Origin of the sequence: Cellulosimicrobium cellulans, from assembly GCF_006539945.1 — a bacterium.
Taxonomy (GTDB): Bacteria; Actinomycetota; Actinomycetes; order Actinomycetales; family Cellulomonadaceae; genus Cellulosimicrobium; species Cellulosimicrobium cellulans.
The window spans coordinates 131,348-156,440 of the sequence record NZ_BJNZ01000010.1; the positions used below are offsets into that span (position 1 = coordinate 131,348).

At 73.1% G+C, this 25,093-nt stretch carries 28 protein-coding genes, 1 tRNA gene and 2 pseudogenes; 17 read left to right on the forward strand and 14 right to left on the reverse strand.

Annotation, left to right across the window (positions count from 1 at the left end; genetic code table 11):
- Window positions 1-63: 63 nt before the first annotated feature.
- Together CCE02nite_RS09970 and CCE02nite_RS09975 are read left to right on the forward strand one after the other, a co-directional pair.
- Window positions 64-567, forward strand: coding sequence for a MarR family winged helix-turn-helix transcriptional regulator (locus tag CCE02nite_RS09970; protein ID WP_255318779.1), 504 nt, complete (start codon window positions 64-66; stop codon window positions 565-567).
- A 19-nt stretch (window positions 568-586) separates the two neighbouring features.
- Complete coding sequence (locus CCE02nite_RS09975) at window positions 587-1,048, forward strand: ribosomal maturation YjgA family protein (RefSeq protein WP_141389479.1); 462 nt, start codon at window positions 587-589, stop codon at window positions 1,046-1,048.
- On the opposite strand, the gene msrB is transcribed toward CCE02nite_RS09975, so the two are convergent.
- Together msrB and CCE02nite_RS09985 are read right to left on the reverse strand one after the other, a co-directional pair.
- Window positions 1,017-1,445, reverse strand: a complete 429-nt coding sequence (msrB, locus tag CCE02nite_RS09980; protein WP_141389480.1) for a peptide-methionine (R)-S-oxide reductase MsrB — start codon at window positions 1,443-1,445, stop codon at window positions 1,017-1,019. The two genes, CCE02nite_RS09975 and msrB, sit on opposite strands and share 32 nt — an antisense overlap.
- Before the next feature lie 132 nt (window positions 1,446-1,577).
- Complete coding sequence (locus tag CCE02nite_RS09985; RefSeq protein WP_141389481.1) at window positions 1,578-3,086, reverse strand: DEAD/DEAH box helicase; 1,509 nt, start codon at window positions 3,084-3,086, stop codon at window positions 1,578-1,580.
- A 359-nt stretch (window positions 3,087-3,445) separates the two neighbouring features.
- Here CCE02nite_RS09985 and CCE02nite_RS09990 point away from each other — a divergent pair, with 359 nt between their 5' ends.
- Window positions 3,446-4,162 carry a M50 family metallopeptidase gene (locus tag CCE02nite_RS09990; RefSeq protein ID WP_255318787.1) on the forward strand — a complete coding sequence of 239 codons (717 nt, stop codon included), beginning with the start codon at window positions 3,446-3,448 and terminating at the stop codon, window positions 4,160-4,162.
- 131 nt (window positions 4,163-4,293) lie between these two features.
- Here CCE02nite_RS09990 and CCE02nite_RS09995 read toward each other — a convergent pair whose 3' ends face one another.
- Complete coding sequence (locus CCE02nite_RS09995) at window positions 4,294-4,575, reverse strand: HesB/IscA family protein (protein WP_047231388.1); 282 nt, start codon at window positions 4,573-4,575, stop codon at window positions 4,294-4,296.
- A 364-nt stretch (window positions 4,576-4,939) separates the two neighbouring features.
- Between CCE02nite_RS09995 and CCE02nite_RS10000 the strand changes: the two genes are divergently transcribed.
- The 3 genes from CCE02nite_RS10000 to CCE02nite_RS10010 all read left to right on the forward strand — a co-directional run bounded on the left by CCE02nite_RS10000 (window position 4,940) and on the right by CCE02nite_RS10010 (window position 5,694).
- Window positions 4,940-5,012, forward strand: a tRNA-Lys gene (locus CCE02nite_RS10000).
- Window positions 5,013-5,094: 82 nt separating this feature from the next.
- Entirely contained in the window at window positions 5,095-5,334 is a 240-nt protein-coding gene (locus tag CCE02nite_RS10005; RefSeq protein WP_141389483.1) for a three-helix bundle dimerization domain-containing protein, read from the forward strand.
- Between the two features lie 72 nt (window positions 5,335-5,406).
- Window positions 5,407-5,694 carry a DUF4287 domain-containing protein gene (locus CCE02nite_RS10010; RefSeq protein ID WP_141389484.1) on the forward strand — a complete coding sequence of 96 codons (288 nt, stop codon included), beginning with the start codon at window positions 5,407-5,409 and terminating at the stop codon, window positions 5,692-5,694.
- A gap of 120 nt (window positions 5,695-5,814) precedes the next feature.
- On the opposite strand, the gene CCE02nite_RS10015 is transcribed toward CCE02nite_RS10010, so the two are convergent.
- Window positions 5,815-7,464 carry a glycoside hydrolase family 64 protein gene (locus CCE02nite_RS10015; RefSeq protein WP_141389485.1) on the reverse strand — a complete coding sequence of 550 codons (1,650 nt, stop codon included), beginning with the start codon at window positions 7,462-7,464 and terminating at the stop codon, window positions 5,815-5,817.
- A 224-nt stretch (window positions 7,465-7,688) separates the two neighbouring features.
- Between CCE02nite_RS10015 and rlmC the strand changes: the two genes are divergently transcribed.
- The gene (gene rlmC, locus CCE02nite_RS10020) at window positions 7,689-8,813 is read left to right on the forward strand and encodes a 23S rRNA (uracil(747)-C(5))-methyltransferase RlmC (RefSeq protein ID WP_141389486.1); all 1,125 of its coding nucleotides are present in this window, start codon (window positions 7,689-7,691) and stop codon (window positions 8,811-8,813) included.
- Window positions 8,814-8,840: 27 nt separating this feature from the next.
- Here rlmC and CCE02nite_RS10025 read toward each other — a convergent pair whose 3' ends face one another.
- Window positions 8,841-9,455 carry a DinB family protein gene (locus tag CCE02nite_RS10025; protein WP_141389487.1) on the reverse strand — a complete coding sequence of 205 codons (615 nt, stop codon included), beginning with the start codon at window positions 9,453-9,455 and terminating at the stop codon, window positions 8,841-8,843.
- Window positions 9,456-9,504: 49 nt separating this feature from the next.
- On the opposite strand from CCE02nite_RS10025, the gene CCE02nite_RS10030 reads away from it, so the two are divergent.
- Window positions 9,505-10,098 (forward strand): pyridoxamine 5'-phosphate oxidase family protein, encoded by a 594-nt coding sequence (locus CCE02nite_RS10030; protein ID WP_141389488.1) that lies wholly within the window; start codon window positions 9,505-9,507, stop codon window positions 10,096-10,098.
- A 76-nt stretch (window positions 10,099-10,174) separates the two neighbouring features.
- On the opposite strand, the gene CCE02nite_RS10035 is transcribed toward CCE02nite_RS10030, so the two are convergent.
- Window positions 10,175-10,771, reverse strand: coding sequence for a hypothetical protein (locus tag CCE02nite_RS10035; protein ID WP_141389489.1), 597 nt, complete (start codon window positions 10,769-10,771; stop codon window positions 10,175-10,177).
- Between the two features lie 137 nt (window positions 10,772-10,908).
- Window positions 10,909-12,516 carry a class I SAM-dependent methyltransferase gene (locus tag CCE02nite_RS10040; RefSeq protein ID WP_141389490.1) on the reverse strand — a complete coding sequence of 536 codons (1,608 nt, stop codon included), beginning with the start codon at window positions 12,514-12,516 and terminating at the stop codon, window positions 10,909-10,911.
- Window positions 12,517-12,726: 210 nt separating this feature from the next.
- Between CCE02nite_RS10040 and CCE02nite_RS10045 the strand changes: the two genes are divergently transcribed.
- Window positions 12,727-12,909: a hypothetical protein gene (locus CCE02nite_RS10045; protein ID WP_141389491.1), complete on the forward strand. Its 183-nt coding sequence runs from the start codon at window positions 12,727-12,729 to the stop codon at window positions 12,907-12,909.
- On the opposite strand, the gene CCE02nite_RS20460 is transcribed toward CCE02nite_RS10045, so the two are convergent.
- A complete protein-coding gene (locus CCE02nite_RS20460) occupies window positions 12,896-13,036 on the reverse strand; it encodes a hypothetical protein (protein ID WP_170227276.1) in 141 nt (46 codons plus the stop codon). The genes CCE02nite_RS10045 and CCE02nite_RS20460 overlap by 14 nt on opposite strands.
- 198 nt (window positions 13,037-13,234) lie before the next feature.
- Here CCE02nite_RS20460 and CCE02nite_RS10050 point away from each other — a divergent pair, with 198 nt between their 5' ends.
- The 3 genes from CCE02nite_RS10050 to CCE02nite_RS10060 all read left to right on the forward strand — a co-directional run bounded on the left by CCE02nite_RS10050 (window position 13,235) and on the right by CCE02nite_RS10060 (window position 16,602).
- The gene (locus tag CCE02nite_RS10050; RefSeq protein ID WP_141389492.1) at window positions 13,235-14,293 is read left to right on the forward strand and encodes a 2,3-butanediol dehydrogenase; all 1,059 of its coding nucleotides are present in this window, start codon (window positions 13,235-13,237) and stop codon (window positions 14,291-14,293) included.
- A gap of 141 nt (window positions 14,294-14,434) precedes the next feature.
- Window positions 14,435-14,998: a TIGR03086 family metal-binding protein gene (locus CCE02nite_RS10055; protein WP_141389493.1), complete on the forward strand. Its 564-nt coding sequence runs from the start codon at window positions 14,435-14,437 to the stop codon at window positions 14,996-14,998.
- 584 nt (window positions 14,999-15,582) lie between these two features.
- The gene (locus CCE02nite_RS10060; RefSeq protein ID WP_170227277.1) at window positions 15,583-16,602 is read left to right on the forward strand and encodes a zinc metalloprotease; all 1,020 of its coding nucleotides are present in this window, start codon (window positions 15,583-15,585) and stop codon (window positions 16,600-16,602) included.
- Between the two features lie 25 nt (window positions 16,603-16,627).
- Here the strand turns inward: CCE02nite_RS10060 and CCE02nite_RS10065 are convergent, their stop codons facing one another.
- Window positions 16,628-17,062 carry a hypothetical protein gene (locus CCE02nite_RS10065; RefSeq protein WP_170227278.1) on the reverse strand — a complete coding sequence of 145 codons (435 nt, stop codon included), beginning with the start codon at window positions 17,060-17,062 and terminating at the stop codon, window positions 16,628-16,630.
- A 116-nt stretch (window positions 17,063-17,178) separates the two neighbouring features.
- Window positions 17,179-17,535, reverse strand: a pseudogene (locus CCE02nite_RS10070) (DUF4913 domain-containing protein); the annotation flags it as partial.
- 44 nt (window positions 17,536-17,579) lie between these two features.
- On the opposite strand from CCE02nite_RS10070, the gene CCE02nite_RS21285 reads away from it, so the two are divergent.
- The gene (locus CCE02nite_RS21285; protein ID WP_371861914.1) at window positions 17,580-18,161 is read left to right on the forward strand and encodes a hypothetical protein; all 582 of its coding nucleotides are present in this window, start codon (window positions 17,580-17,582) and stop codon (window positions 18,159-18,161) included.
- Window positions 18,162-18,175: 14 nt separating this feature from the next.
- Here the strand turns inward: CCE02nite_RS21285 and CCE02nite_RS21290 are convergent.
- Window positions 18,176-18,304, reverse strand: a pseudogene (locus CCE02nite_RS21290) (TraM recognition domain-containing protein); the annotation flags it as partial.
- Window positions 18,253-18,678, reverse strand: coding sequence for a TraM recognition domain-containing protein (locus CCE02nite_RS21295; protein ID WP_371861913.1), 426 nt, complete (start codon window positions 18,676-18,678; stop codon window positions 18,253-18,255). The pseudogene CCE02nite_RS21290 and the gene CCE02nite_RS21295, both read right to left, overlap by 52 nt.
- A gap of 120 nt (window positions 18,679-18,798) precedes the next feature.
- Here CCE02nite_RS21295 and CCE02nite_RS10085 point away from each other — a divergent pair, with 120 nt between their 5' ends.
- The 3 genes from CCE02nite_RS10085 to surE are packed head-to-tail and all read left to right on the forward strand — an operon-like array spanning window position 18,799 to window position 21,528.
- On the forward strand, window positions 18,799-19,725 hold the full coding sequence (locus CCE02nite_RS10085; protein ID WP_141389497.1) for a glycerophosphodiester phosphodiesterase: 927 nt from the start codon (window positions 18,799-18,801) through the stop codon (window positions 19,723-19,725).
- Window positions 19,722-20,717: a 1-phosphofructokinase family hexose kinase gene (locus CCE02nite_RS10090; protein ID WP_141389498.1), complete on the forward strand. Its 996-nt coding sequence runs from the start codon at window positions 19,722-19,724 to the stop codon at window positions 20,715-20,717. Before CCE02nite_RS10085 ends, CCE02nite_RS10090 begins: the two co-directional genes overlap by 4 nt.
- Window positions 20,718-20,760: 43 nt before the next feature.
- Complete coding sequence (gene surE / locus CCE02nite_RS10095; protein WP_141389499.1) at window positions 20,761-21,528, forward strand: 5'/3'-nucleotidase SurE; 768 nt, start codon at window positions 20,761-20,763, stop codon at window positions 21,526-21,528.
- A 57-nt stretch (window positions 21,529-21,585) separates the two neighbouring features.
- Here surE and CCE02nite_RS10100 read toward each other — a convergent pair whose 3' ends face one another.
- Both CCE02nite_RS10100 and CCE02nite_RS10105 read right to left on the reverse strand, forming a co-directional pair.
- On the reverse strand, window positions 21,586-23,268 hold the full coding sequence (locus CCE02nite_RS10100; RefSeq protein WP_141389500.1) for a mechanosensitive ion channel domain-containing protein: 1,683 nt from the start codon (window positions 23,266-23,268) through the stop codon (window positions 21,586-21,588).
- Window positions 23,269-23,297: 29 nt separating this feature from the next.
- A complete protein-coding gene (locus CCE02nite_RS10105; RefSeq protein ID WP_141389501.1) occupies window positions 23,298-24,011 on the reverse strand; it encodes an antibiotic biosynthesis monooxygenase in 714 nt (237 codons plus the stop codon).
- Between the two features lie 125 nt (window positions 24,012-24,136).
- On the opposite strand from CCE02nite_RS10105, the gene CCE02nite_RS10110 reads away from it, so the two are divergent.
- A complete protein-coding gene (locus tag CCE02nite_RS10110) occupies window positions 24,137-24,553 on the forward strand; it encodes a hypothetical protein (protein WP_141389502.1) in 417 nt (138 codons plus the stop codon).
- Window positions 24,554-25,093 lie beyond the last annotated feature (540 nt).

The window sequence follows — 25,093 nt, forward strand, 5'->3', positions numbered from 1 at the left end:
CCAGCGGGTGAGGTTTTTCGGACGGGCGTGACCCCGTGCCGTCCCGGGCGTCATGATGGGCGTGTGCCCGCCGAGACCGCTCCCACCCGCACCGTTCCCGACGCCGCGCGCGACGCCGAGCCGGACGTCGCGTACGTCGACCTCGAACGCGAGCTGCGGGTCCTGCTGCGCCGCGGCGGGGCGGCGGCGACCGCCATGGCGCGTCGGATCCACCCGGACCTCGAGGCGAGCGCGTACCCGCTCCTCGCGCACATCGCCGACCACCCCGGGATCCGCGGGTCGGAGCTCGCCGCGCACTTCGGCGTCGGCCGCGCGACGATCTCCCGCCAGCTCAGCCGGCTCCACGCCCTGGGTCTCGTCGCGCGCGAGGTCGACCCCGACGACTCGCGCGGCCAGCTCATCACGCTCACGCCCGACGGCGAGGCCCGGCTCCACGCCGCGCACAGCGGCCGGGTCGTCTCGATCACCGAGGCGCTCGACGGCTGGGACCGCGCCGACGTCGCAGCGCTCGCGGCGCTGCTGCACCGCTACTCCGAGGACGTCGTGCGCTGGGCCGCGAACCGGTGACGCCTCGCCCTGACCCGTCGTGACGGTGCCCGACGCCGCGCGCTCACCCCGCCCCGGCGCCTCGCCGGTGCTCTCGCGGCCCCGCCGACGGCGCCTCGCCGTCGCCCTCGTGCTCGGGGTCGTCGTGGTCGCGGGGCTCCTCGTCGCGACGCGGGTGCCCGACCCGTGGGGGGACGTCGGCGGTGACGTCCTCTACGCCGTCGCGACCTACGTGCTCGTGGTCCTCGTGCTCGCGCGCACCCGCCCGCTCGTCGCGGGCGCCCTCGCGCTCGGCTGGTGCTGGGCGGTCGAGGCCGTGCAGGCCACGGGGCTGGCGGCCGCCGTGAACGACGCGGTCCCGCCCGCGGCGTGGCTGCTGGGCAGCACGTTCGCGGTGCGGGACCTGGTCTGCTATCTCGTGGGCGTCGGCCTCGCGTGCGCGGTCGACACGTGGGCCGTCGCCCGGTGGGCTACTCCTCGCCGGCCTGGAAGGTCAGGCTGACCGAGTTCATGCAGAACCGGTCGCCCGTCGGCGTCTGGGGCGCGTCGTCGAACACGTGGCCCAGGTGCGACCCGCAGCGCGCGCAGCGCACCTCCGTGCGCACCATGCCGAGGCTGCGGTCGGTGAGGAGCTCGACGCGGTCGCCCGCGAGCGGGCTGAAGAAGCTCGGCCACCCGCAGTGCGAGTCGAACTTGGTGTCCGAGCGGAACAGCTCGTTGCCGCACGCGCGACACGCGTAGACGCCGACGCGCTTCTCGTCGAGGAGCTCGCCCGTCCAGGCGCGCTCGGTCCCCGCCTGCCGCAGCACGGCGAACTCCTGCGGCGACAGCTCGGCGCGCCACTCGTCGTCGGTCTTGACGACCTCGTAGGGCTGGTTGTCGTGGGTCTGGCTGGTCATGATCCACCTCCGACGATCCCAACCGCGCGCAGAGCCCCGGTGTTCCCGTCCCACCCATCCGCTGAGTGCATGAAATAGTCGCGGCCGAATCGGTTCGACCGCGACTATTTCATGCACTCAGCGTTGGGGGCGTCAGCGCGGGCTGGAGGTCGAGTAGACGGTGCTCGACCCGCCGGCGGGGCGCTGCGCGCGACCGCGGCCGCCGCGACGACGGCCGCCGCCCTGGCCCGCCGCGCCGTTCCCGGTGCCCGAGGCGCCGCGTCCGTCCCGGCCGCCCTCGGGGCGTCCCGCACCCGCCGGGCGCTGACCGCCCTGGCCGCGCTGCGCCGTCGTGCCCTGACCGGCGCCCTGGGCGGCGGGACGGCCGCCGCCCTGGCTGCCACGGTTGCGGCGCGACGCGCGCGACCCGCCGTTGGACGAGCCGGTGCCGCGCTTCGCCTGCGTCTGCGGCGGCGTGATGTCCGCCGGGCGCACGTACTCCGCGACCTCGCCGACGAGGCCCTTGATCGTCGCGTCGCCGGGGGCGACGGGCTTCGGCTGGGCCGTGATCTTGGCCTTACGGGTCAGGTCGCGCACGTCGCCGCGCTGCTCCGGGAGCATGACGGTCACGACGACGCCCTCCGACCCGGCGCGCGCGGTGCGGCCCGACCGGTGCAGGTATGCCTTGTGCTCGGCCGGCGGGTCGACGTGCACGACGAGCTCGACGTCGTCCACGTGGATGCCGCGCGCCGCGATGTCCGTCGCGACGAGCACCTTGACCGCGCCCGAGGAGAACGCCTCGAGGTTGCGCTCGCGCGCGCCCTGGCCGAGGTTGCCGTGCAGGTCGACGGCCGGGACGCCGCTCGCGGTGAGCTGCTTCGCGAGCTTCTTCGCCTGGTGCTTGGTGCGCATGAACAGCACGCGGCGGCCGGTGCCGGACGCGAGCTCGTGCACGATCTGCTTCTTCGCGTCCGCGTCGCGCACCGCGAGGATGTGGTGCGTCATCTGCGGGGGCGCGGCCGCGGCGTCGTCCACCGAGTGGCGCACCGGGTTGTTGAGGTAGCGCTTGACGAGCTGGTCCACGCCGTTGTCGAGCGTCGCGGAGAACAGCATGCGCTGGCCCTGCTTGGGGGTCTTGTCCATGATGCGCTTCACGCCGGGCAGGAACCCGAGGTCGGCCATGTGGTCGGCCTCGTCGAGCACGGTGATCTCGATGGCGTCGAGCGTGAGCAGGCGCTGGTTGAGGAGATCCTCGAGACGGCCGGGGCACGCGATGACGATGTCCACGCCCGTGTCGAGCGCGGCGACCTGGCGCGACTGCGCGACGCCGCCGAAGATCGTCGTCGTCACGAGGCCGAGCGCCTTCGCGACGGGCTCCATCGTGGCGTTGATCTGGTTGGCGAGCTCGCGCGTCGGGCACAGCACGAGCGCGCGGGGCCGGCGCGGGTGGCGCGACGACTTGGCCCACGACAGGCGCGAGACGGTCGGCAGCGAGAACGCGAGCGTCTTGCCGGAGCCTGTGCGGCCACGGCCGAGGACGTCACGGCCCTTCAGCGAGTCGGGCAGCGTGGCGGTCTGGATGGGGAACGGGGAGTCGATGCCCTGGCGCGAGAGCTCGCGCACGACGGGGGTGGGCAGGCCGAAATCGGCAAAGGAAGTCACAGGTGATGGGCCTCTCGGGGCTCAAGGTCGGGGTCCGCCGCACGCAATCCGGGGGGATCTCCACGACGCGGGGCGCGCGGGATCGCGCTGCCCTCGAACATCCAGTGTCTCATGCCCGACGCCGGAGCACGGGTGAGGTGCGTCTCGTCCGCCTCTGCCGGGGTGGGTCCCTGCGCCGAACCCGGGGTTGCGGGGCACGCCGACGGTGCCGTGACCCGCAACCCCGGGTTCGGCGTGTCGAGCTCCTCACGGGCTGTGGTGGAATGGCGCGCGTGCACGCGCTGACGTCCTCCCTCGCCGTAGACCTGGCCGTGCTGTCCGACGGCGGCACCACCTCGGGCGGCGACGTCGCCGCGTCCGTGGGGGACGTCGTGGGGCAGGTGTGGGAGGCCGCGACGACGCCCGTCGCTCCCCCGGCGACCGCCGTCGTCGTCGCGATGGGTGCGCTCGCCCTGGCGGTCGTGCTCGTGACGCCGGTGTGGCGCGTTGCGCGGCACGTCGTGACGATCGCGCACGAGGCGTCGCACGCGCTCGCCGCGCTGCTCACCGGACGACGCCTCTCGGGTATCCGGCTGCACTCCGACACGTCCGGGCTCACCGTGTCGTCGGGCCGCCCGCGGGGGTTCGGCATGATCCTCACCGCGTTCATGGGATACGTCGGGCCGGGCCTCATCGGGCTCGGTGCCGCCGCGCTCCTCCGCCAGGGCTACGCGGTGGGGCTGCTGTGGCTGCTCGTCGTGCTGCTCGCCCTCATGCTGCTCCAGATCCGCAACTGGTTCGGGCTGTGGTCCGTGCTCGTCACGGGCGCCGCGCTCGTCGGCGTGTCGTGGTGGGCGACGCCCGACGTGCAGAGCGCCGTCGCCTACGCCGTCACCTGGTTCCTGCTGCTCGGCGCGGTCCGGCCGGTGCTCGAGCTGCAGAGCGAGCGGTCGCGCGGACGGGCGGCGACGTCCGACGCCGACATCCTCGCGCGCCTCACGCACATGCCCGGGCTGTTCTGGGTGGGCGTGTTCCTCGTCGTCACGCTCGGCGCCGCCGTGCTCGGCGGGTCGTGGATCGTGGGGCCGGCGGCCTGAACCGACCTGCCCGGACACGACGACGGGCCGCCCGCCGGAGCGGACGGCCCGTCGTGCGACCGAGGACGCGCCTGGAGGAGGAGGACGCGTCGTCGAGATCGTCCGGCGCGGGCGCCGGTAGAACTGGTGGGTCAGCCCTGAGGAGTCAGGACGAACGCCGGGCCCTGCGCGTTCGGGTCCGTGTCGAGCGTGAGGTTCGAGAGCGTCGGGGCCGTGGCGGACTCCACGAACACCTTCGCCTCACCGTCCTCGACGACCGTGTCGTCGGGCTGCGGGGCGGGCACGAGCGCGAGCTCGAAGCTGCCCGCCTGGTCCGCGGACTCGGCGATCCGCAGACCGCCTCCCTCGGGGACACCGGCCTGGGTCTGCAGGTCGTGGACAGCGGTACGGGCGTTGTCGGTCAGGGTGAGCACGAGAGCTCCTCTCGTCGCCGGGCGGAACCCTGCGGGACACGTCCGTGCGGCTCACGCCTGGCCGGCGTGACCTGCCGTCGGTGCACCCTCCCGCGGGCTCCTCGGTCCACTCCACCGAAACAAGAACGCGCGCCGCTCGCAAGCGAATCGCCCGATTCTCACCGAATTTCTCACGGAGCAAGACTGCGCGTGACAGCACCCGACGACGCGCGTAAGGTCCGCGCCCGCGCGCTTTTTACACCGAGGTCGGCAGTTCCTGCCGAGGTCGGCGATCCCCGTTGCCGATCTCGACCGGGGCTGCCGAACTCGACACGAACCGCCGCCTCGGCACGCGGGTAACCTGTGCCTGGACGCCGAGCGTCCAGGGCCTCTAGCTCAATTGGCAGAGCTGCGGACTTTTAATCCGTAGGTTGTGGGTTCGAACCCCACGGGGCCCACTCCGTCCCTGCCACGGCACGGACGCCCGATGTTCACCAGCAGTTGGTTGCGCGCCGCGCCGCGGGGCCGGAACGTCGGGTCATGGCGATCGAGGACGAGGACCGCGAGATCGACGTCGTGGTCGAGCGGATCAGTACGCGCTTCCCGGACGTGCCGGTGGACGACGTCCGCGACCAGGTGCTCGCGGAGCTCGGGCGGTACCAGACCGCGCACGTGCGCGACTTCGTCCCCGTCCTGGTGGAGAACGCGGTGTCGGACGTCCTGAGGTCGGGCGAGCGGTCGCCCCGCCCGCGGCGCAGGACCCCACGTCACGACCGATGAGTCAGGGTGTGGGAGGGCGTCGGTAGGTTCACCAGCGGTTCGACCGAGCCGCCCCGACGACGAGGAGCACGCATGTCCTTCCAGGCCTATCTCGACGCGGTCGAGGACAAGACCGGCCTCACCCCGCGCCAGCTGGTCGACCTCGCGCACGAGCGCGGGTTCGACGAGTCCACGAAGGCGACGCCGATCCTCGAGTGGCTCCAGGCCGACTACGGGCTGGGACGGGGCCACGGGATGGCGATCGTGCACGTCATCACCAAGGGCCCGCAGATCTCCTCGAAGCACGTCGGGTCCGACGGCACGCACCGCGACGAGTCCGACACCCTGTGGCTCGACGGCAAGGCGACCAAGCCGGCCTGACGCCCCCGGACACCGCGCGGGTCCCCCGGTCGTGCCCCGCGCGCACCGGTGCCCGACGACGTCCCGCGAGCGGGCGGCGTCGGGCACCGGGCGTGCTGCCGGGTCAGGGACCGGGCGGCGTCAGAACGACCAGCGCTGGGCCTCGGTCTGGTTGCAGGTCCAGAGCTGGACCTTCTGGCCGTCGCGGAGCGGCGCCCCGCCCTGGGCGTCGAGGCACTTGCCGGACTGCGGGTTGCGCAGGGCCTGGGTACCGGCGTCGTAGACCCACTTCTGGGCGCCCGTCCCGTTGCACGTGTAGATCCAGACGACGGTGCCGTCTGCGGTCCCGCTGCGCGCGACGTCGAGGCACTTGCCCAGCGCTCGCACGGTGCCGTCGGACCCGCGCGTCCACTGCTGCGCCGCGTTGCCGCTGCAGGTCGCGAGCTGGACCTGGTTGGTGTCGGTCGGGTCCGCCCACGGCACGTCGAGGCACAGCGCGGCGCCGGCGCGGATCGTCCCGGTGCCGGTCGGCAGGCCGCCGCCGGGGTTGGGCTGCTCGGTGCCGCCTCCGCTGTCGCCGATGGGTGTCGCGGTGCCCGTGAACGGGTCGAGCTTGATGTACGCGGCGGTCGGGTTGCCGTCGTGGACGAGCGACTCGTGCGCGCCGACGTCGTCGAACGCGAACGCGTACGCCTTGCCGTTCGCCATCTGCTGGTGCGCGAGCTTGGCGTAGACGTTGGTCCGGGCGTCCTGGTAGAAGCCGGCGTTGCTCGCGTCGGGCTGGTTCGGGTTGGTCAGCGCCGTGGTGCGGACGAGCGCGGCGCACAGGGTGCGGGCGATGGGCCCGACGACGTGGTCGTTCGGCGCCTGGAGGTCCTTGTGGCACCCGTAGACGCTCGACGCGTCGGGCTTCTTGAACGCGGCGACCTCCTGCCCGGACCCGTTCCTGAACCGGAACCAGTCGCCGTCGACCCGGCCGCGGAACTGCGTGCCGGGCTCGTGGGAGAACGGGGTGACGACCATGTCGCGCGTGCGGTACGAGTTCCACACCTCGGTGACGTACGCGTCGATCGACGCCGAGGAGATCTTGCCGACGTCGATCCCGTGCGACGGGTTGAGCGCGCGCAGGCGGCTCCCGTCGGGGGCGCGCTGCACCAGCCCGCCCCACCCTGCGCTCTCGAGGGCGGTGTAGAACGCCTCGTAGCCGTTCGGCTTGAGCATGCCCGTGCTGAGGACGTGCCCGTCGGCGCGCTTGACGCCCACCTGGTACGGCGCGGACCAGTGGTCCACCTGGGTGCTGTTGATCCAGATGCCGCCGTCGTTGAGCGTGTACTCGGTCCAGTTGAAGAGGACGTTGCGGTTGGGGTCGCTGTCGTTCTGGACCGCGGGCTGGACGAGCCGCCCGTCGAGCACGATCTGGAACGTCATCTTCTGGCCGTACGAGTAGTAGACGCGCCCGGACAGCTTCGGGAGCTGGATCGTCACGGACTGGCCGGGGCCGGGGCCCGCGATGGACGCGTCGGGTGCCGGGACGGGCACGGGCCCGACGCCGCCGGGCCACGGGTGGAACGTGCCGCCCGCGTCGGCCCAGCCGGCGACGCCGTCGCGCTCGCCGAGGACGTACAGGTAGATCGGCCCCTTGCCCGAGTCGTTGGTGATCGTGAGCGGGATGGTCGCCGGGACCGCGCTCGCGGGGGCCGCCGCGCCGACGACCGCCCCGCTCACCGCGAGGACGGCCGCGCACAGCGCCGCCCATGCTCGTCTGCTTCTTCTCCGCCTGTCGAGGCTCATGCCGGATCTGCTCCTTGTTCGGTTGCTCCGTCGAAACCGCACTCGCCGGACCGGCCCGGCGACAGCGCCGCTCCACACCGGCGTGGGAGCGCTGCCACGACGTTAGCCGACCTCGGACGAACACGCCAGGGAGCGCTCCCACGGATTCGTCAGGAGAGCCACCGACGTCGTGCGCGCCCGCCACGGCGGGTCCGCCGGCCCGCCCGGCACCTAGACTCGAACGAGTGCAGTGCCACCACTACGACGCCGGCCGGTGCCGGTCGTGCAGCCTCCTCGAGCTCGCGTACCCGGCGCAGCTCACCGGCAAGCAGGAGCACTGCGCCGACCTCCTCGCGCCGCTCGCACCCGACCTGACCTGGCTCCCCACGGTCGAGTCGGCGGAGTCGGGCTTCCGGAACAAGGCGAAGATGGTCGTCACGGGCACGACGGACGCCCCGGTGCTCGGCATCCTCGGCGAGGGCGGCGGCGTCGACCTCACCGACTGCCCGCTCTACCCGGCCGCGCTCCAGGCGTCGTTCCCGGCGTTCGCGGAGTTCGTCACGCGCGCGCGGCTCGTCCCCTACGACGTGCGCGCCCGCCGCGGCGAGCTCAAGTACGTGCTGGTCACGCTCTCCCCCGACGGCGACCTCATGGCGCGGTTCGTCCTGCGGTCCACCGAGTCGCTCCCCCGGATCCGCAAGCACCTGCCGAGCCTGCTCGACGCGCTGCCGTCGCTCCGCGTCGTCTCCGCGAACCTCCACCCGGAGCACAAGGCCGTGGTCGAGGGCGAGACGGAGATCCTCCTCACCGACGCCGAGACGCTGCGCATGCGCGTCAACGGGATCGACCTGCACCTGCGCCCGCAGAGCTTCTTCCAGACCAACACCGACGTCGCCGCGGCGCTGTACCGCCAGGGCCGGGAGTGGGTGGACGACGCCGCGCCCGCCACGGTCTGGGACCTCTACTGCGGGGTGGGCGGGTTCGCCCTGCACGTCGCGGGACCGGGCCGCGACGTCGTCGGCGTCGAGACGAGCGCGGAGGCCGTCGCGAGCGCGCGGCTCACCGCGCGGGACGCGGGCCTCGACCGCACGACGTTCCTCGCGCAGGACGCCACCGCGTTCGCGCTGTCCCGGCAGGACGCGCCCGACCTCGTCGTCGTCAACCCGCCGCGACGCGGCATCGGGGAGACGCTCAGCACGTGGCTCGAGGAGTCCGGCGTCGGGCACGTCGTCTACTCGAGCTGCAACGCGACGTCGCTCGCGCGCGACCTCGCGCTCATGCCGTCGCTGCGCCCGCGCGCCGCGCGCGTGCTCGACATGTTCCCGCAGACGTCGCACTACGAGGTCGCGGTCCTCCTCGAACGCGCCTGACCGCGGCCGACGACGGAACGGCGACCCTCAGGAGCGCTCCCCCGCACGTCGGGCGGCCTCGACGGCCGCGGCCTCGACCCGCGCGCGGTAGTCGTCCCACTCGTCGTCGTCCAGCGCCGGCAGGTTGCCCCGCCCGTCTCCCGCCGCGCCGTCGACGAGCTCGCGCACGATGTCCGCGTGGCCGGCGTGGTGGGCCACCTCCGCGAGGACGTGCACGAGCACCTGGTGCAGGGTGACGTCGCGGTTCTCCGGGCGCCACCACGGCACGCGCCCGGGAGCGTCGAGGTCGAGCGACGCCACCGTCGCGTCGCACAGCTCCGACGACCGGCGGAAGAGCTCCAGGATCTCCTCCCGGCTCTCGTCCGCCGTGGCCCACATGTCGGCGTTCACCTCCGCGCCGTCGGCGAACCACGGCAGCTCCAGGTCGTGCGTACCGCCGAACGCCTCGTGCAGGTAGCCGAGCTGCACGCTGCCCACGTGCTTCACCAGGCCCAGGACGTTCGTTCCGGTGCGCGTGAGCGGACGGCGGACGTCGTACTCGCTCAGCCCCTCCGCCTTGGCGAGCAGCGCGTCGCGCTCCCGGCTCAGGTACCGCAGCAGCGTCGCCTTGGGGTCGTGGCCAGGTGCCGTCCTCGTGCTCATCCACCGGACGTTACCGACGCCCTCCGACGCCGGTGCCAGACTCGCCCTCATGGGCACCGTGCACGCAGAGATCACCGACCGGCTGGCGGCGTTCGTCCTCGCGCAGCCGGTGTTCTTCGTCGGTACCGCGCCGCTCGCGGCGGACGGCCACGTCAACGTCTCGCCCAAGGGCATGGCGGGCACGTTCGCCGTGCTCGACCCGCACCGCGTCGCCTACCTCGACTACACCGGGTCGGGCGCGGAGGCTCCCGCGCACCTGCGGGAGAACGGCCGCGTCGTCGTGATGTTCTGCGCGTTCACCGGGCCGCCCACCATCGTCCGGTTCCACGGCACGGGCCGGTACGTCGAGGCCGGGAGCGCGGGGTTCGACGCGCTGCGCGGGCACTTCGCCAAGGCGGAGACCGCCGGGCAGCGCGGCATCGTCGTCGTGGACGTCACGCGCGTCTCGGACTCGTGCGGCTTCTCCGTCCCGCACCTCGAGCTCGTCGAGGACCGCGACCTGCTCGACCGCTGGGCCGACCGCAAGACCCCGGAACAGCTCGACGCCTACCGCGTCACCAAGAACTCCACGAGCATCGACGGGCTCCCGGCGATCGGCGAGCCTGCCAGCACGTCGTCGCGGTCGAGCGCGACCTCTCGCTGACGAGTCGATGCGTCCGCCACCGGTCAGGGCGTCGTCGCGCGGCGTCGCGAGCAGGTGCTGACAGTCCTCTGCTCCGTCAGGGGCCGGGCTCCGTCGCGTCGAGGTAGGCCCGGCCGCGCGGAGAGAGGCGGTAGCCGACGTCGAGGCTCTCGGTGAGGCCGAGCTCCTTGAGCCGGCGCACGCGCACCTTGAAGTCGTCGCGCGCCATCCCGAGCCCGGCGGCGAGCTCGCGCGCGACCACACCCTCGTTCGCCGCGACCAGCTCGAGGTACTGCCGGGTCCACGGCGTGGCGGCGGCACGGTCCTTGCGCGCGAGGCTCGCGCGGATCTGCTCGACGGCGGCCGCGTCCAGCTCGGCGTCCTCGCGCAGCGCGACGCGCGGGTCGGGCCCCGCGAGCCGGATCCCCACGCGGTACAGGTCGCCCTCTCGTGCGGCGCCCCGCGCGAGCACCCGCTCCGGCGAGGCCATCCCCGCGAGCCGCGCCTCGTCGTCGGACACGAGGGGGGCGCCGTCCGCGCCGGTGGGGACGCGCTCGACCGACGTCACCTCGACGACCCCGATCCGCGTCCGCTGGAGCGTCCCCACCCGCACGCGCGGCGTCGTCCAGCGGCGGAACGCGAGGGTCACGGTCCCGTCCTGGAGGCCGCGCAGCGTGCGGGCGTCGAGGAGCACGCCTCCGAGCGTACGACGGCGCGGCCCCGGTCTCCCGAGGTAGAGCCCCGATCACGCGAGGTAGAGCCGTGGTCATGACCAGGGCTCTACCTCGGCGCACCAGGGCTCTACCTCGGCGGCTTCGGCTCGGGGGCCGGTCAGGCGAGCTCGGGGCGGCGGGCGACGGTGAGGACGTGCGTGTCCGGCCAGTCGACGGGCTCGCCGGTCGCGGCGTCGTGCAACGCCGCCACGGGCGCGAGGGCGTGCTCGACGACCCACTCGTTGCGCCACGCGCCGCTGCCCGGCTCGAGCTCGAAGCCGGCGCTCGCGAGCAGGTCCGCCCACCGCGGGCCGCTGAGGTCGCAGAACCGCTCGTGGCACTCGGACAGCCAGTTGTCGACGTAGTCCTTGCGCGTCAGGAACTCCATGGCCTCGCGCAGCGTGAGCCGCCACGACCCCGGCGCCAGGCGCTCGGGGCCGAACGCGGCGCCGGACAGGCGCGGAAAGTCGTGCGCGAACTGGATCAGGCGCGCGTCCGTGGACAGCGCCCCGACCCATGCGGCGACGTCCGCGCGCGCGAGGTCGTCGAGGTCGGTGCGGGCCCCGCCGGCCCCGTCCCCGGTGGCCGCGGCGCCGTCGTCGGTCCGCAGCGTGAGCACGACGACGCGGTCCGGCTCGGCAGGACCGCACACGTCGGAGTTGATCCACACTCCGCCGGGTCGCGTGTGGGCGTGGACGCGGCGCGCGAACGCCTCGACGTCGCGGACGCCCGCCCCGTACGACGAGACCTCGTGCGTGAGGGCGATCGTCAGGGTGGTGTCGACGGTCGCGTCGGGCATCACGGACCGGTCGAGGATGTTGGCCTGCACGAACCAGACGTGCGGGTTCGCGAACGCGCCCTGCGCCTTCTTGTGCTCGGCCTCGGCGACGAGGTGCCGCGCGACGTCGACCCCGAACAGGTCCGACTCGTGCAGGCGCGGCTCGCGCGCGACGTGCTCGAGCAGGCCGCCGGTCGCGCAGCCGATGTCGACGATCCGCCCGGGCCGCACGTGCGGCGCCACCTGGGCCCACTTGCGCGCCGACGCGTCCTCGAACGCGGCGGCGTACGTGCGGTAGTCACGCGTCGAGGTCAGGTCGCCGTCACCGGAGACGACCGGGTCGGCGAAGATGCGCCGGACGTCCTCCACGAACCGGTAGCGCGCGTAGAAGTCGGGCACGGCCGGGTGCGCGATCTCCCGCCAGCGCTCGTCCCCCGCGGCGATCTGCTCGACGACGTCCCACGGCCGGGCGGGAGGCTCGCCGCCGGGCTCGACGACGTCGAGCTCCACGCCCGCGACGCGGTAGCCGAGCGCGCGGTACGCGTCGACGAGCGCCGGGGTCGAGCACGCGACGACGGTGTCGGCGGGGTCGGGCGCGACCCCGGTCGCCGTCGCGACGCTCGTCACGACGAGGTGCGCGAACCGGTCGTCGGGCGCGACGTCGGGCACGGGCACGACGACGGACGCGATCCCCTCGCGCGTCGTCACGTTCTCGACGAGCGCCTCGCGCCGGTGCCCCGGTAGCGGGTTGCGGCGCGTGCCCGCGTGGTTCGCGGACGTGACGACCCAAACGACCTCGACGTCGGGGGCGCAGCGCACGCGGCGCCCGTCGAGGTCGCGGACGAGCCCGGCACGCAGGGCCCGCAGGTAGTCGACCTGGTAGCGCGTGACGACGTGGTGACGCCCCGGGAAGAGGACGCGACGGACCGGTGAGGCGGGAGGGTGCACCCGCACACCGTGCGGTGCGGCGCCACATCGGTGCAAGCCGTCTCACGGCTCGGTCCAGGGCGCGCTGGGCGTGTTCGCTCTCCGTGAAGACCACGGGCCGGAGAATCCGCAGGTCCCCGCGGCTCGCGGGGGTCGATGCTCTCCGTCCCGCGGATCCTGGACATCCGTCCACGATGCGCCGCACAGGGGACGTATGCGACGGTGTTCGCGATGTTCTGGATCGTGGCAGGGGCTGTGCTCGTCGTGTCCGGCCTCGCGATCGCCGCGACGGCCGCCCGAGGCGCGCGCCGGGTCGGTTCCACGGGGGCGAACGGGATGGCCATCGCCGTCGGCGGGGGCCTCGTGATCTGGGGCGCGATCGCCCTGACCATCGGGCTCCTCACGCAGGACTGAGCGCCGTCTCCCGTGCGTCGACGACCTCCGCACCGGACACCACCCCGGAGAGCCCGCGCCGTCCGCGCGTGAACGGGACCGCGGCGACCGACACCACGGCGAACAGCCACACGACCGGCGCGGCCACGTCGCCCGCGGACGCGAGCGCGGACGACGACCGGCCCCGCCGGTGAGGACCTTCGGCGCGGCGTGGCGGTCGAGCCCCGGCCTACCGTGGAGGTGCGGTCGGTCGCCACGGCCCGCCGAGGTCTCACCGAGGACCGGTCCGGGGACCGCCCGCCGCGCACCGAGCGGTGCGCGCGGCCCGACGGACGAGGTGAGGACGATGAAGGCGGCGCGGTACCACGGCAAGGAAGACCTCCGGATCGAGGACGTCCCGGAGCCGGAGACCAGGCCGGGGACCGTGAAGATCCGGCCCGCGTGGACGGGCATCTGCGGATCCGACCTCCACCTCTACCTCGAGGGCCCGTTCCCGCCGGCGCCGTCGGAGACCCAGCCGCACCCGCTGTCGGGCGAGACGGTGCCCGTGGTGTTCGGGCACGAGTTCTCCGGGGTGGTCGAGGAGCTCGGCGAGGGGGTCGAGGGCCTCGCGGTCGGGGACGCGGTCGTCGTCGAGCCGTTCATGGTGTGCGGCGAGTGCCCGCCGTGCCGCGACGGCCTCTACAACGCGTGCGTGAAGATGGGGTTCATCGGCATCTCCGGGCGGGGCGGCGGCCTGTCCGAGCACATCGTCGTCGAGCGGCGGTGGGTGCATCCGGTCGGCGACGTCCCGCTGGACCAGGCGGCGCTCATCGAGCCGCTCGCGGTCGCGTACCACGGTGTCCGGCTGTCGGGCGCGAAGGTGGGCGACACGGTGCTCGTCGGGGGTGCGGGGCCGATCGGCCTGCTCACGTGCGCCGTGCTGCACGCCATCGGGGCGCGCGCGGTCGTCACCGAGGTGAGCGGGGCGCGCAAGGCCAAGGCGCTGGAGACCGGGGTGGCCGACATCGTGCTCGACCCGCGCGAGGTCGACGTCGCCGCGCGCGTCCTCGAGCTCACCGACGGTCGGGGCGCGGACGTCGCGATCGAGTGCTCCGGCGCGCAGCCGGTGCTCGACACCCTGACCCACGCGCTCAAGGCGGGCGGGACGCTGCAGATCGTGGCGCTGTTCTCCGAGCCGCCGACCCTCGACGTCATGACGGTGCTGCTGCGCGAGCTGACCATCAAGGGCGCCATCGGGTACGCCGACGACCACCCGGCCGTGATCCGCCTCGTCCAGGAGGGCAAGGTCGACCTCGCCCCGTTCGTCACGAGCCGCATCGCGGTCGAGGACGTCGTGGAGAAGGGGTACCGAGAGCTCATCGACCACAAGGACGACCACGTGAAGATCGTCGTGTCGGTGTGAGACGGCGGCCCGCGGCCCCCACCGTCCCCGGGGGCCGCGGGCCGCGCTGCTCGACCGGACCGTTCCGCCGGCCCGCGCTCGACCTGCGGCGCGCGGTCCGGCGTGCCACGGTGGAGGCTCACGAGGCCACGGGAGGTGCGCATGGACGTCCTCGCCGCCCACGGCGACGCGATCGGCGCGTTCGACGCGCTCGTCCGCCCGCTGCGCGACGACCAGTGGTCGCTGCCCACCCCGGACGCCGACTGGACCGTCCGCGAGCTCGTCAACCACCTCACGGTCGAGCAGCTCTGGGCGCCCGAGCTGCTCGCCGGGCGCTGGATCGAGGACGTCGGCACCGTCTTCGAGGGCGACGTGCTCGGCGACGACCCGGTGGACCGGTGGGTCGACGCGTCCGTCCAGGCCCGCGAGGCGTTCCTCGCGCCCGACGCCCTGGACCGCCGCGTGCACCTGTCCTACGGCGACGAGTCGGGCGCGGAGTACTGCGCCCAGATGACGTTCGACCTCGTGGTGCACGCGTGGGACCTGGCCCGCGCCGTCGGGGCGGACGAGGAGGGCGAGCCCGCGCTGGTCGCCTGGGCGCTGCACTACGCGGAGTCGCGCTCGACGTTCCTCGAGCCGGGCCCGCTGTTCCGCGGCCCGCTCGACGTCGACGACGGCGCCGACGACCTCACGCACCTCCTCGCGCTCACGGGTCGCCGCCGCTGAGCATTGCGGCCCCATGCCCGTCCGCGGGGCCTCCGCCGCGGCGCACTCAGGGTGAAGCCCGCAACATCCGCGGGCGCGTGGCTCAGGCTCAGCGGACAGGCGTCGACCGCTGAACTCTCGATGGTGCGCCGACGGCCGAACGCGGGAACTCGAAGGAGAGGTCGTGTGCCACGATCAGCGCACACGTTCTCGAGAAGATGCGCACGCAGACCCTCTACGAAACGCCCTGGACCTGGCGCGCGGATCGGCCGGGACGAAACCGAAGAATGCGATCGCCATCCTGACTCGATGAGTGCACCGTGCCGCGATCTCTGTTCTGCCACCTGAACCGCGGCATCCTGCTGCACAAGCACGGGCACCACCCCGCTCGTGATGCGGGGACGTTGCGAGGCGCTCTCTTGACAAGGCTGCTAGGTTGCGATCACTCCACACGGCGTTGTGTAGCCTGAGGGGGCATCGTGAAAGTACGCAAGAAAATGACCGTCATCAGCGCAGGGGCTACGGTCGCGCTCACAGCAGCACTATTTGGAGCCGGCGCGGTATCAGCCGAACCAGCACAAGCTTGGTCATCCACCGGGTGTCAGATGCCTGACCGATTCATGACTTGGGCGATCTGGGGAGAATACTCGGCCCACTACGAGACAATTACCAGGATGGCAGCTGGAAGCTGGGCTGCCTCAACCCTTCTATCGTCACGCCAGTACATCAACATGGGGCCAGCAGACATTGGCGTCGAAGTCGAGGATTTCGGGAACACTGACTGGGCGGGCAGAGCACCCGAGGCGTTTGATTGCGGATCTGGTATTCACGACTGGCAAACGGTGCAGATCAACCACTTTGAGCACCAAACCGCAACGATCGAGGAAAAGCGGAGTACGATCGCCCACGAGTTTGGGCATGCCGTAGGGCTCGCGCACCCGCCGAATCAGGTCGAGAGCATGCCGTGCGCCGAGGTCTCGCTTATGAATCACTATTGGGCGCCCCGGTCAAATTGCGATGTCTACACGCCTCAGGGCGATGATATTGAGGGCGTCAATTGGATTTATGCGCTCTCGGATCCGTGCGACGATTGTGGTCCAGTAGATATCGCGCGAATCGAAGAGCGTGACGCAACGGCTCCACCGAACCCGTCAGCAACTCCGTCGGTACTCGACTTTGTCCGCACGTACGATTCTCTTGAGGCGCTCGAGGCAGACGCCTCCGATGTTGTTGTCGTCGAACCAACAGTATCCTCTCGCGTGGAGTACATCGGAGGGTCGCTGAATAGCGAGCCAACACCCTTCACCGTCACCACCGCGCGAGTCACGGGAGCCTTGAGCGGAGATCTCGCCGTGGGGGACATGGTGGAGGTGCGGCAGTTCGGGGATGACGCCGAGTACGCCGTTAATGCGGCACCTCTTCTTCGGGAGGGAAGTGAGTACCTGCTCTATTTGAAGCCCTGGGAGAGGATCTCGTCCGCAGAGACCGGTCAGCATGTAATTGTCGGAGGCCAGGCCGCGTGGCAACTTTCAGGGGAGTCAGGGACCGCATCATCGGGCCAGACCGATTTGCCCGAGCGCATCGCCCTTGATGGAGCGAGTGCAAACGCCGTTGCGAGCGACTAAGATTCTTGAGGGTGGCGGAGGCGTGCTAATGCGCCTCCGCCACCTCGAGAAGCGCGGTCGATCTTCCGCACTCAATCGACTGATCAACTTCGCAGAATAGTCGGGCTCCGTCGACGAGCAGATCGACAGCTGCCCGCCCGGGTGGGAATTCGCTAGGTACTTCGACGTGCGCAACCAGTCCGCCATCCTCTTGTGGCGCAAGTTCGCGAACTTCGATGGAGTCCCCGCCATCGAGCGACTTGACGCGAATTCGATAGGTCGCGCCCTCGGGCAAGGACGGCTCGCAATCCGACGTATCATTGAAGCCTGCGGACGCGATCTCGATCATCTCGCCGGGTGCAGCGGTGGCCGGTGTGATCACTGGATCCTGCGGAAGGCACGATCCGTTTTGCTGACTGCGGCCTTGTGAGCAGGCGCAAAGCAGAACTAGTAGCATCCCCGTCGCGACTGAGCCGTTCATGCTTCTTGGCATCACTGAGTCAATGTACCCGTGGTCTGTCCCGCAATTCAAGAGTCCGGAGAGCGGCGGGAAACTGGAGGTCTCATCGAAAGCGATGAGCGTAGTTCCCCTCTGCTTCATCGGCGCGACCCGTTGCCATGAACTCGGGCGTCAGTGAACATTCCCTCCGGAGGTGCGACGTAGGGTAGCGGTGCGCCGGGGGTGTTGCGGTCCTGCTGGCCGTCGATCGGGCCGTACGGGCCGTTCTGGGGGTCGAGCAGAACGGCCATGTGGTGGTCGGCGTGGTCGCGCCACCACACGCTCATGCAGGTGGCGGGGTCTCGGCGCAGGTGTTCCCAGGCGCGCCAGAGTGCTTCGAGGCGGATGACGGCCTCGTCGTACTTCCACCACTCGGCGGCCCAGACCCGGTGCTCGCCGCGGCCGACGATGTGGCGGCGGTAGACGTTACGCAGGTATTCGCGCACGAACTCGTCGACCGACCCGTAGTAGAGCGCCGGCGCGCCGTCTCGTCGCTCGCGTGCTCGGCGGAGGGCCGTGCCCGGTCGATGGCGTCGGCGAGGTTCTCGCGGCGCACGCTTGCGCGACGACCCAGCTCGACGACGCGCGCGACGCCCTCGCGGACGCCGAGGGCGCGGTGCGCGTCGCCGAGGCCAAGGTCACCGACTACTCCGGCGACGCGACCAGGGCGACGTGGCAGCGCGTCGCGGCGGCCAAGGACGTCGAGAGGGCCCGCCGTGTCCTCGCCCGGCGTACCGCCGCGGTCAGCACCCGGGAACGCGAGCTTGAGGACGCAGCCGCCGTGGTCCATCACGCCGATGGCGGCCGCGACGGTCGCCATCTCGTCGTGGGCTTCGCGCAGGGTGCGCCCCGCCTGCGGGTCGTTCGCGGCGATCGACGCCTCGACGGCCTTGCGGTGCGGGCCGGCCATCCACGGGACTGTCCGGATGAGCGTCGGGCGGGCCCCGGAGGCCAGGACGACGGCGCGGCCATTGGGCAGCGCCGCGAGGTCGGCCACGTCCATGTTGCGTTCGCGGCGGGTCTGCTGGGAGACCGTGCGCTGCCGCGCCCCGTCGATGTCGAGGACGAGAGTCGGTCGTAGTCCCCGATCATGCGCGAGAGGTCCTCGAGGAAGTTCGCTTCGCTCACTCCCCCGCCGTAGACCTTGACGTTTGATGCGCTCCACAGCTTCTTCATGCCGGACTCACCCCAGACCTCCACGCCCTGGGACCAGCTCTGCAGCACGGTGTCCAGGACGATCCCGCGCGAGCCGCGTGCGAGTAGAGGTTGGGCAGCTCGCGCCAGCGGCACACGTTCGCGGCCTCGTCGAGCACGCCGACGAGCGGGGTCGCCAGGCGTCCGCCAGCGGACTGGGCGGCCAGCTCCTCGGCTGCCTCCACGACGGCGAGGGTGAGCGCGGTGACGAGCGGTCCGGCCGTGCCGCGCCCTTCCTTGGACAGCGAGTACAGGGTGCCGGGCTTCGTCGGCGCCGACTCCCCCGCCGCGGACGGCAGCCCGGCGCACAGGAACTCCTCCGGGCTGGACTGGGGCCGGGTGTCGGCCGGGCCCTGCGGGGTGATCCAGGCCGCGACCTGCCGGTTGGTGAGGCAGGACGCCATCTGGCCGCACACACCACATCCGCCCACCCGGAGCACCCTTCCCAGGCGACGTCCCGTCGATCAGCCCGAGCGGTGGGACCGGGCGTGGCATGACGCCCGTAGGTACGCGAAACTGACGCCATGGTGCCCATCACCCCCTCACGACCCGGCAGCTGGCACCCGTCCCCTCTGCTCCGGCCCGTCGCCGACCGCGGCGGGCGACCCCTCGTCGTCGGGCACCGCGGCAACTCGTCCGTCGCGCCGCAGAACACGCTCGCGGCGTTCGAGGCCGCGTGGCGCGCGGGCGCCGACGCGATCGAGCTCGACGTGCACCTCACGGGCGACCGCCAGGTGGTCGTGCTGCACGACGACGTGGTCGACGAGACGACGGACGGGACCGGCCGCGTGGACGGGCTCGCACTGGCCGAGGTGCGGGCGCTCGACGCCGGGTCGTCGTTCTCGCGCGCGTTCGCGGGCCAGCGCGTCCCGACGTTCGCGGAGGTCACGCGGTTCGCCGTCGCACGCCCGGGCGTCGGGCTGCTCGTCGAGCTCAAGGGCCTGTGGACGGTCGAGGACGTCCTGCTCGTGACCCAGCAGGTCGACGACGCCGGGCTCGCCGACCGGGTGGTCGTCCAGTCGTTCTGGCCGCCCACGGTCGCGGCGCTCCGCGACGCGGCGGGCCACCTCGACCGCGCGCTCCTGCTGGCGCTGCACCCGGACAGCCTCGCCGAGCTCGTCGAGGTGTGCGCGGACCTGGGGGTCGTGGCCTGCAACCCGGAGGTCGCGCTCCTCGCGCACGAGCCCGGACTGGTCGAGACGCTCCGCGGCGCGGGGCTGCGCGTGCACGTCTGGACCGCGAACACGACCGACGAGTGGGAAGACCTCCTGACCCAGGGCGTCGACGCGATCATGACCGACCGTCCCGACCGGCTCGTCGGCTGGCTCGACGCCCGGTTCGACGGTCGGGTGGACGCGTCGGCGGACTCGCGACCCGACGCGGACCCGGCGGACGCCCGGGCGGCTCTCGACGGGTGGGGCGCGCGCCGTCGCCCTAGCGTGGACGGATGAGCGCCACCCCGACGCCCGCGCCCGGTCCGCTCTCCGTCCCGCCCGACCCGCCCGCCCCCGCCCGCACCCCCAGCGTGTGCGTGCTCGCCCTGACGCCGCTGCTCACGGTGGAGATCGAGCCCGCCGGGCCGTACGAGACGTCGCCCGAGGTGCACGTCCACCCCGGCGGCCAGGGCCTGTGGCTCGCGCGCATGGCGTACTCGCTCGGCGCCCAGGTCGTCGTGTGCGGCCCGTTCGGCGGCGAGACGGGCACGGTCGCTGCGCACCTCGCGCGGGCCGAGAACCTCGACCTGCGCGCGACGACGACCGGCGGGAACGGCGCCTACGTCCACGACCGGCGGGGCGGGCACCGGGAGGAGGTCGCGACCATGGACCCCTTCCCGCTGAACCGGCACGAGGTCGACGACCTGTACGGGACGGTGCTCGTGTCCGGGCTCGACGCCGCGGTGACCATCCTCACCGGGTCGGAGACCGCGATCGGGGTCCCGGCCTCGTTCTTCGGGCGCCTCGCGCGGGACCTGCACGCGTCCGAGCGCCAGGTCGTCGCCGACCTCTCCGGGGAGCAGGCGCGCGCCGTCGCGGACGCGCCCGGTGCCGTGCTCAAGATCAGCCACGAGGAGATGGTCGAGGGCGGGTTCGCCGACGACGACACCGAGGCGGCGCTGCTCGCCGCCGCGCGCGCGATGGTCGACGCCGGGCCGCGCGCGGTCGTCGTCTCGCGCGCGCACGACCCCTCGCTGCTCGTGACGCGCGAGCACACCTACACCGTGCGCACGCCCCGCATCACGACCGTCGACCACCGGGGCGCGGGCGACTCCATGACGGCGGGCATCGCCGTCGGGCTCGGCCGTGGCCTCGACCTGCCCGACGCGGTGCGCCTCGGCGCCGCGGCGGGTGCGCTCAACGTCACGCGGCGCGGTCTCGGGACGGGGCGCCGCGACCAGATCGAACGCCTCGCGCGCCGCATCACGGTGCGCGAGGCCCCTGCCTGACCCCGAGTGTCCCGACCGACCCCGACGACAGAGGAGAACCACCGTGCGCGCCCTCGTGACCAACGACGACGGGATCGACTCCCCCGGACTGGCGGTGCTCGCCGGGGCGGCGCTCGACGCCGGCTACGAGGTCGTCGTCGCCGCGCCCGCCCGCGAGTCATCCGGCGCCAGCGCGTCCCTGCTCGGCGCGGAGCGCGACGGCCGGCTCGCGGTGGAGACCAGGTCGGCACCCGGTCTGCCCGACGGCGTGACGTCCTACGCGGTGCGGGCGGCGCCCGCGCTCATCGCGTTCGTCGCCGCGTACGGCGGGTTCGGTACGCGGCCGGACCTCGTGCTCTCGGGGGCGAACAAGGGTGCCAACACCGGCAACGCGATCCTGCACTCCGGGACCGTGGGCGCGGCGCTCTCGGCCATGACGCACGGGATCCGCTCGCTCGCCGTCTCGGTCGACGCGGCGGAGCCGCAGCACTGGGACACGGCGCGCCTGGTCACCGACCACGTGCTCGCGTGGATGGACGGTGCCGCCTCGGACGGCGTCCCGCTCGACCGGCGCACGCTCAACGTCAACGTCCCCGACGTCCCCCCGGACGGGCTGCGGGGGCTGCGGCAGGCGCCCCTCGCCACGTTCGGGCTCGTGCAGGCGAACATCCACGAGGACGGCGACCGGCACCTCGTGCTCCAGTACTCCGGCACGGAGCGCCACTCCGAGCCCGACTCCGACACCGGGCTGCTCACGCGCGGCTGGGCCACCGCGACGCTCCTCGTCGCGCCCTACGCCGACGCGACGGTGGAGGTCCCCGGGCTCGGCTGACGGCGACTCTCCGCGACCGGGCACCCGGTCCGCGACGGGGCGCGGCGCTCCCGGCCGTCAGCCGCGTGTTCTGCCGTCGCCGTGGTCGCCGTCGCCGCGGTCGCCGTCCCCGTGGACGTCGGCCTGCCGCTCGCCGTCCGCGTCGGACGTGACCGACCTCCCCGGCTCGTCGTCGTCGTCGGGCACGACGCCGTGCTCGGCCGTGCGCTCGCGCTCGTCGATGACGTCCTGGCCAGGCCCGGCGAACGCCCGCGAGCGCTCCTCGCCCTCGGGCGTGCCGCTGAAGAAGGCGGACTCGGCCGCCTCGGGCGTGGCGTCGTCGTGCGTGTCGTGCCCGACGGCGGGCAACGGCCGGGTGCCGCCTGGCGCCTCGGCATCGGAGGCGCTCCCGTCGCCCGCACCGCCGGGACGGCCCGGGTCGCCGGCCGGGCCCGGGACGACGCCCACGAGCCGTGTCGGGTCCTCGCTCGGCGCGGCACCAGCACCCCGCCCCGCGCGCCGGATCGTCCCGAGGACGACGGGCGCGTCGGCGCGGCGCGACCCGCGCTCGGCGGGGAGCCGGGGCGGTCGCGCGGGAGCGACGGGCGCGCCGTCCTCCGCGGCGCCACGGTCGAGACCACCGGGCGCCTCCGCGCCGTCCGGCCCGAGAGCACCCGACCCCTCCCGCTCGTCGGGCCCGCCCACCTCCGGAGCGTCGGCCGCCCGCTCGAGGCGCGTGCGGGGCAGCCCCTGCGGCGCCGCGCGCTGCAGCCAGTCGACCAACCCCTCGCGCACGAAGCACCGCAGGTCGAACAAGGTGGGCGCGTCGTGCGCGCTCACGAGCGCGCGCACCCGCACCAGGCCCCCGACGGCGTCGGTCACCTGGAGGATGCCCACGCGCTCGTCCCACAGGTCGGTGAGCGCGAGGAGGCGCCGCAGCTCGGCCCGCATCGGGCCCACCGGCACCTCGAAGTCGAGGTCGAGCTCGACGGTCCCCAGCAGGTCGGCCGCGCGCCGGGTCCAGTTCTGGAACGGCGTCGTCGTGAAGTAGGTCGACGGCATGATGAGACGGCGGTCGTCCCAGAGGTGCACGACGACGTAGGTCATGGTGATCTCCTCGATCCGGCCCCACTCGCCCTCGAGCACCACGACGTCGTCCACGCGGATCGCGTCCGTGAACGCGATCTGCATGCCCGCGAACACGTTCGCGAGCGACGTCTGGGCCGCGAGGCCCGCGACGATCGAGATGAGTCCCGCGGACGCCAGCAGGCTCGCGCCGGCCGCTCGGGCCGCCGGGAACGTGAGCAGGATGCCCGCGACCGCGCACACGACGATCACCGCCACGGTCAGCCGGCGCAGCACCGTGATCTGGGTGCGGACGCGGCGCGCGTGCCGGTTGTCCGCGGTGTCCATGCGGTAGCGCTGGAGCGCGGAGTCCTCGAGCACGAACGCGATCGCGCCCACCCACCACGCGCCGACGACGATGAGAGCGATGAGCAGGAGGTGCTCGACCGCGGGACGCCACGGCGTGGACGCGTCGGTGGTCAGGCGGACCGCGATCCACACCGCGACGACGGTGAGGACCGCCCGGTCGGGTCGGCGCAGCCGCCGTGAGAGGTCGCGGGCGAGCTCGCTGCGCCGGCCCGCCCGGCGGACCACCGCGGAGATCACCGTCCCCAGGACGAACGCCAGCAGGACGCCCGCCGCGACCGCACCGAGGGCGACGAGGACGTCGGTCGTGCTCTCGATCTCGGTGTCCATCCCTCCAGGCTAGGCAGGCCTTCGGGTCGTCACCTCCGGGCCGCGGGACGGGAGCGACGCTCCCCGCCCCGTGGCGGGCGGGCGAGCCACGGGGCGAGCAGCCGCGTCACGCGCGGCAGCACGAGGTACGTCATGACAGGCGTGAGGACGAGCGTCGTGGCGAGGACGCGCGGGACGACCGGCACGGCGTCCCAGGCGGGGACCAGACCCCCCACGAGGAGCGTGAACACGAGGTTCACCGGGAAGAACCCGAGCCAGATGCTCACCGACTGCTTCCAGCGGGGAGGCGCGGCCGCGGACGCCTCGACCGTGAGTGCCGGCGTGCTCGCCGTCGGGGCGTCGAACCAGCCCTCGATGCCCGTGCGGCGCTCGACCCGGGTCTCCTCGACGAGGTCCCGGCCCTGCGCGAGCCAGCCCACCCGGTCCGGCGACGTCTCCCACGCGTCGAGCGTGGCGGCGTCGGCGAAGCGATACAGCATGTGCCAGTCGTGCGACCCGGCGGAGGCGCGCACCCAGCCGGAGCCGAGGAAGCCCGGGTAGCGGTTGGCGAGGTTCACCCCGGTCTGCACCCAGCGCGTGACCGCCGGGACGTTCTCGGGCAGGACCCGCCGCTCGATCGCGACGGTCACGGGGCCGGTGCCGGCGGCGGGCGGGCGAGGGGCGGGGGAGGTCGGGATCAGGGGCACGGCACCGGCGGGGTCACCGCCGGTCCGCCGCGCGTCCCCGGGGACGTCGTGGGTCATGGGACGAGTGAACGCGGCACGTGTTTCCGGGCCGTGAACGTGCGCGGGACGCGGGACGGATCGTCCCGCGGGTCGGGACGACGGCCGACGCGCGGGCGGGGCGACCCGGGCCTACCGTGGCAGGCATGATCTCGTGGGAGCTCGCGCTCGCCCTGCGCGACGCGGGCGTGCGATGGTCGCCCGCGTCGGGCGACCGTTTCCGCCTCCTGGCCACGGGTCACGACGGCGACGTGTTCACGGTGAGCGACATGACCATCGAGCCGCACGAGTTCGACACGGGCGTCGTGCTCGGCTTCAACGGGACGACCGAGTGGGCGCTCGACTCCGTCGCGATCGAGGACGCCCTGTGGCACCCGCTCGAGGGTCAGCTCCGGGACCTGCTCGGCGGCACGTTCCGGCGGCTCGAGCGGACGACGGGCGGGTACGTCGTCCGCACCGAGGTGCTCGACGACGTCGGGACCTTCGCCGCCGCGGACGCCTCGGACGCCTACGCGCGCGCGGTGCTCGCGCTCGTCGCGGCGAGCGCGGAGGGCACTCCCTGACCGCCCGCGGTACGCGAGCCGGCTCGCCGGTCACCCGGGACGCAGGACGCGTGACACGTACCCTCTTCACATCCTGACCACACGGTCGGCACCTCATTCCCGAGGCTTCCCCCCGTCACGGCACCCCGCTGGACACATGTCTAGTTGAAGATGGAACAGCCGACAGGCCTCCTGGGTCCACCTTGCGACCAGGCCTGCCGGCGTCGTGGTGAGAGGGCGCGTGCGCCCCGCCCCGACCGCACGCCGTCGTGGTCACCCAGCGCTCAGTCCTGCGCAGGTGCACCAGGGATGGGAGCGCTACCGTGCTCGACCGCCCGCGACCACGGCCCGATGATCGGATCGTTCGCTTGACCACTGCACAGCACCACACGACCGCCCGCACCACGACCGGCGCGCGACCCGCCGCCCGCGGCGAGGCGCGCTAGATGGGCCGCCACACCGCGAGCCGGGCCTCGCTCACCGCCGCCCTCGCCTCCGCCGCACGCCGCGGCGCGCACGGTGCTGCCCGCGTCGCGCCGCGCCGCCGCACGCTCGGGACCG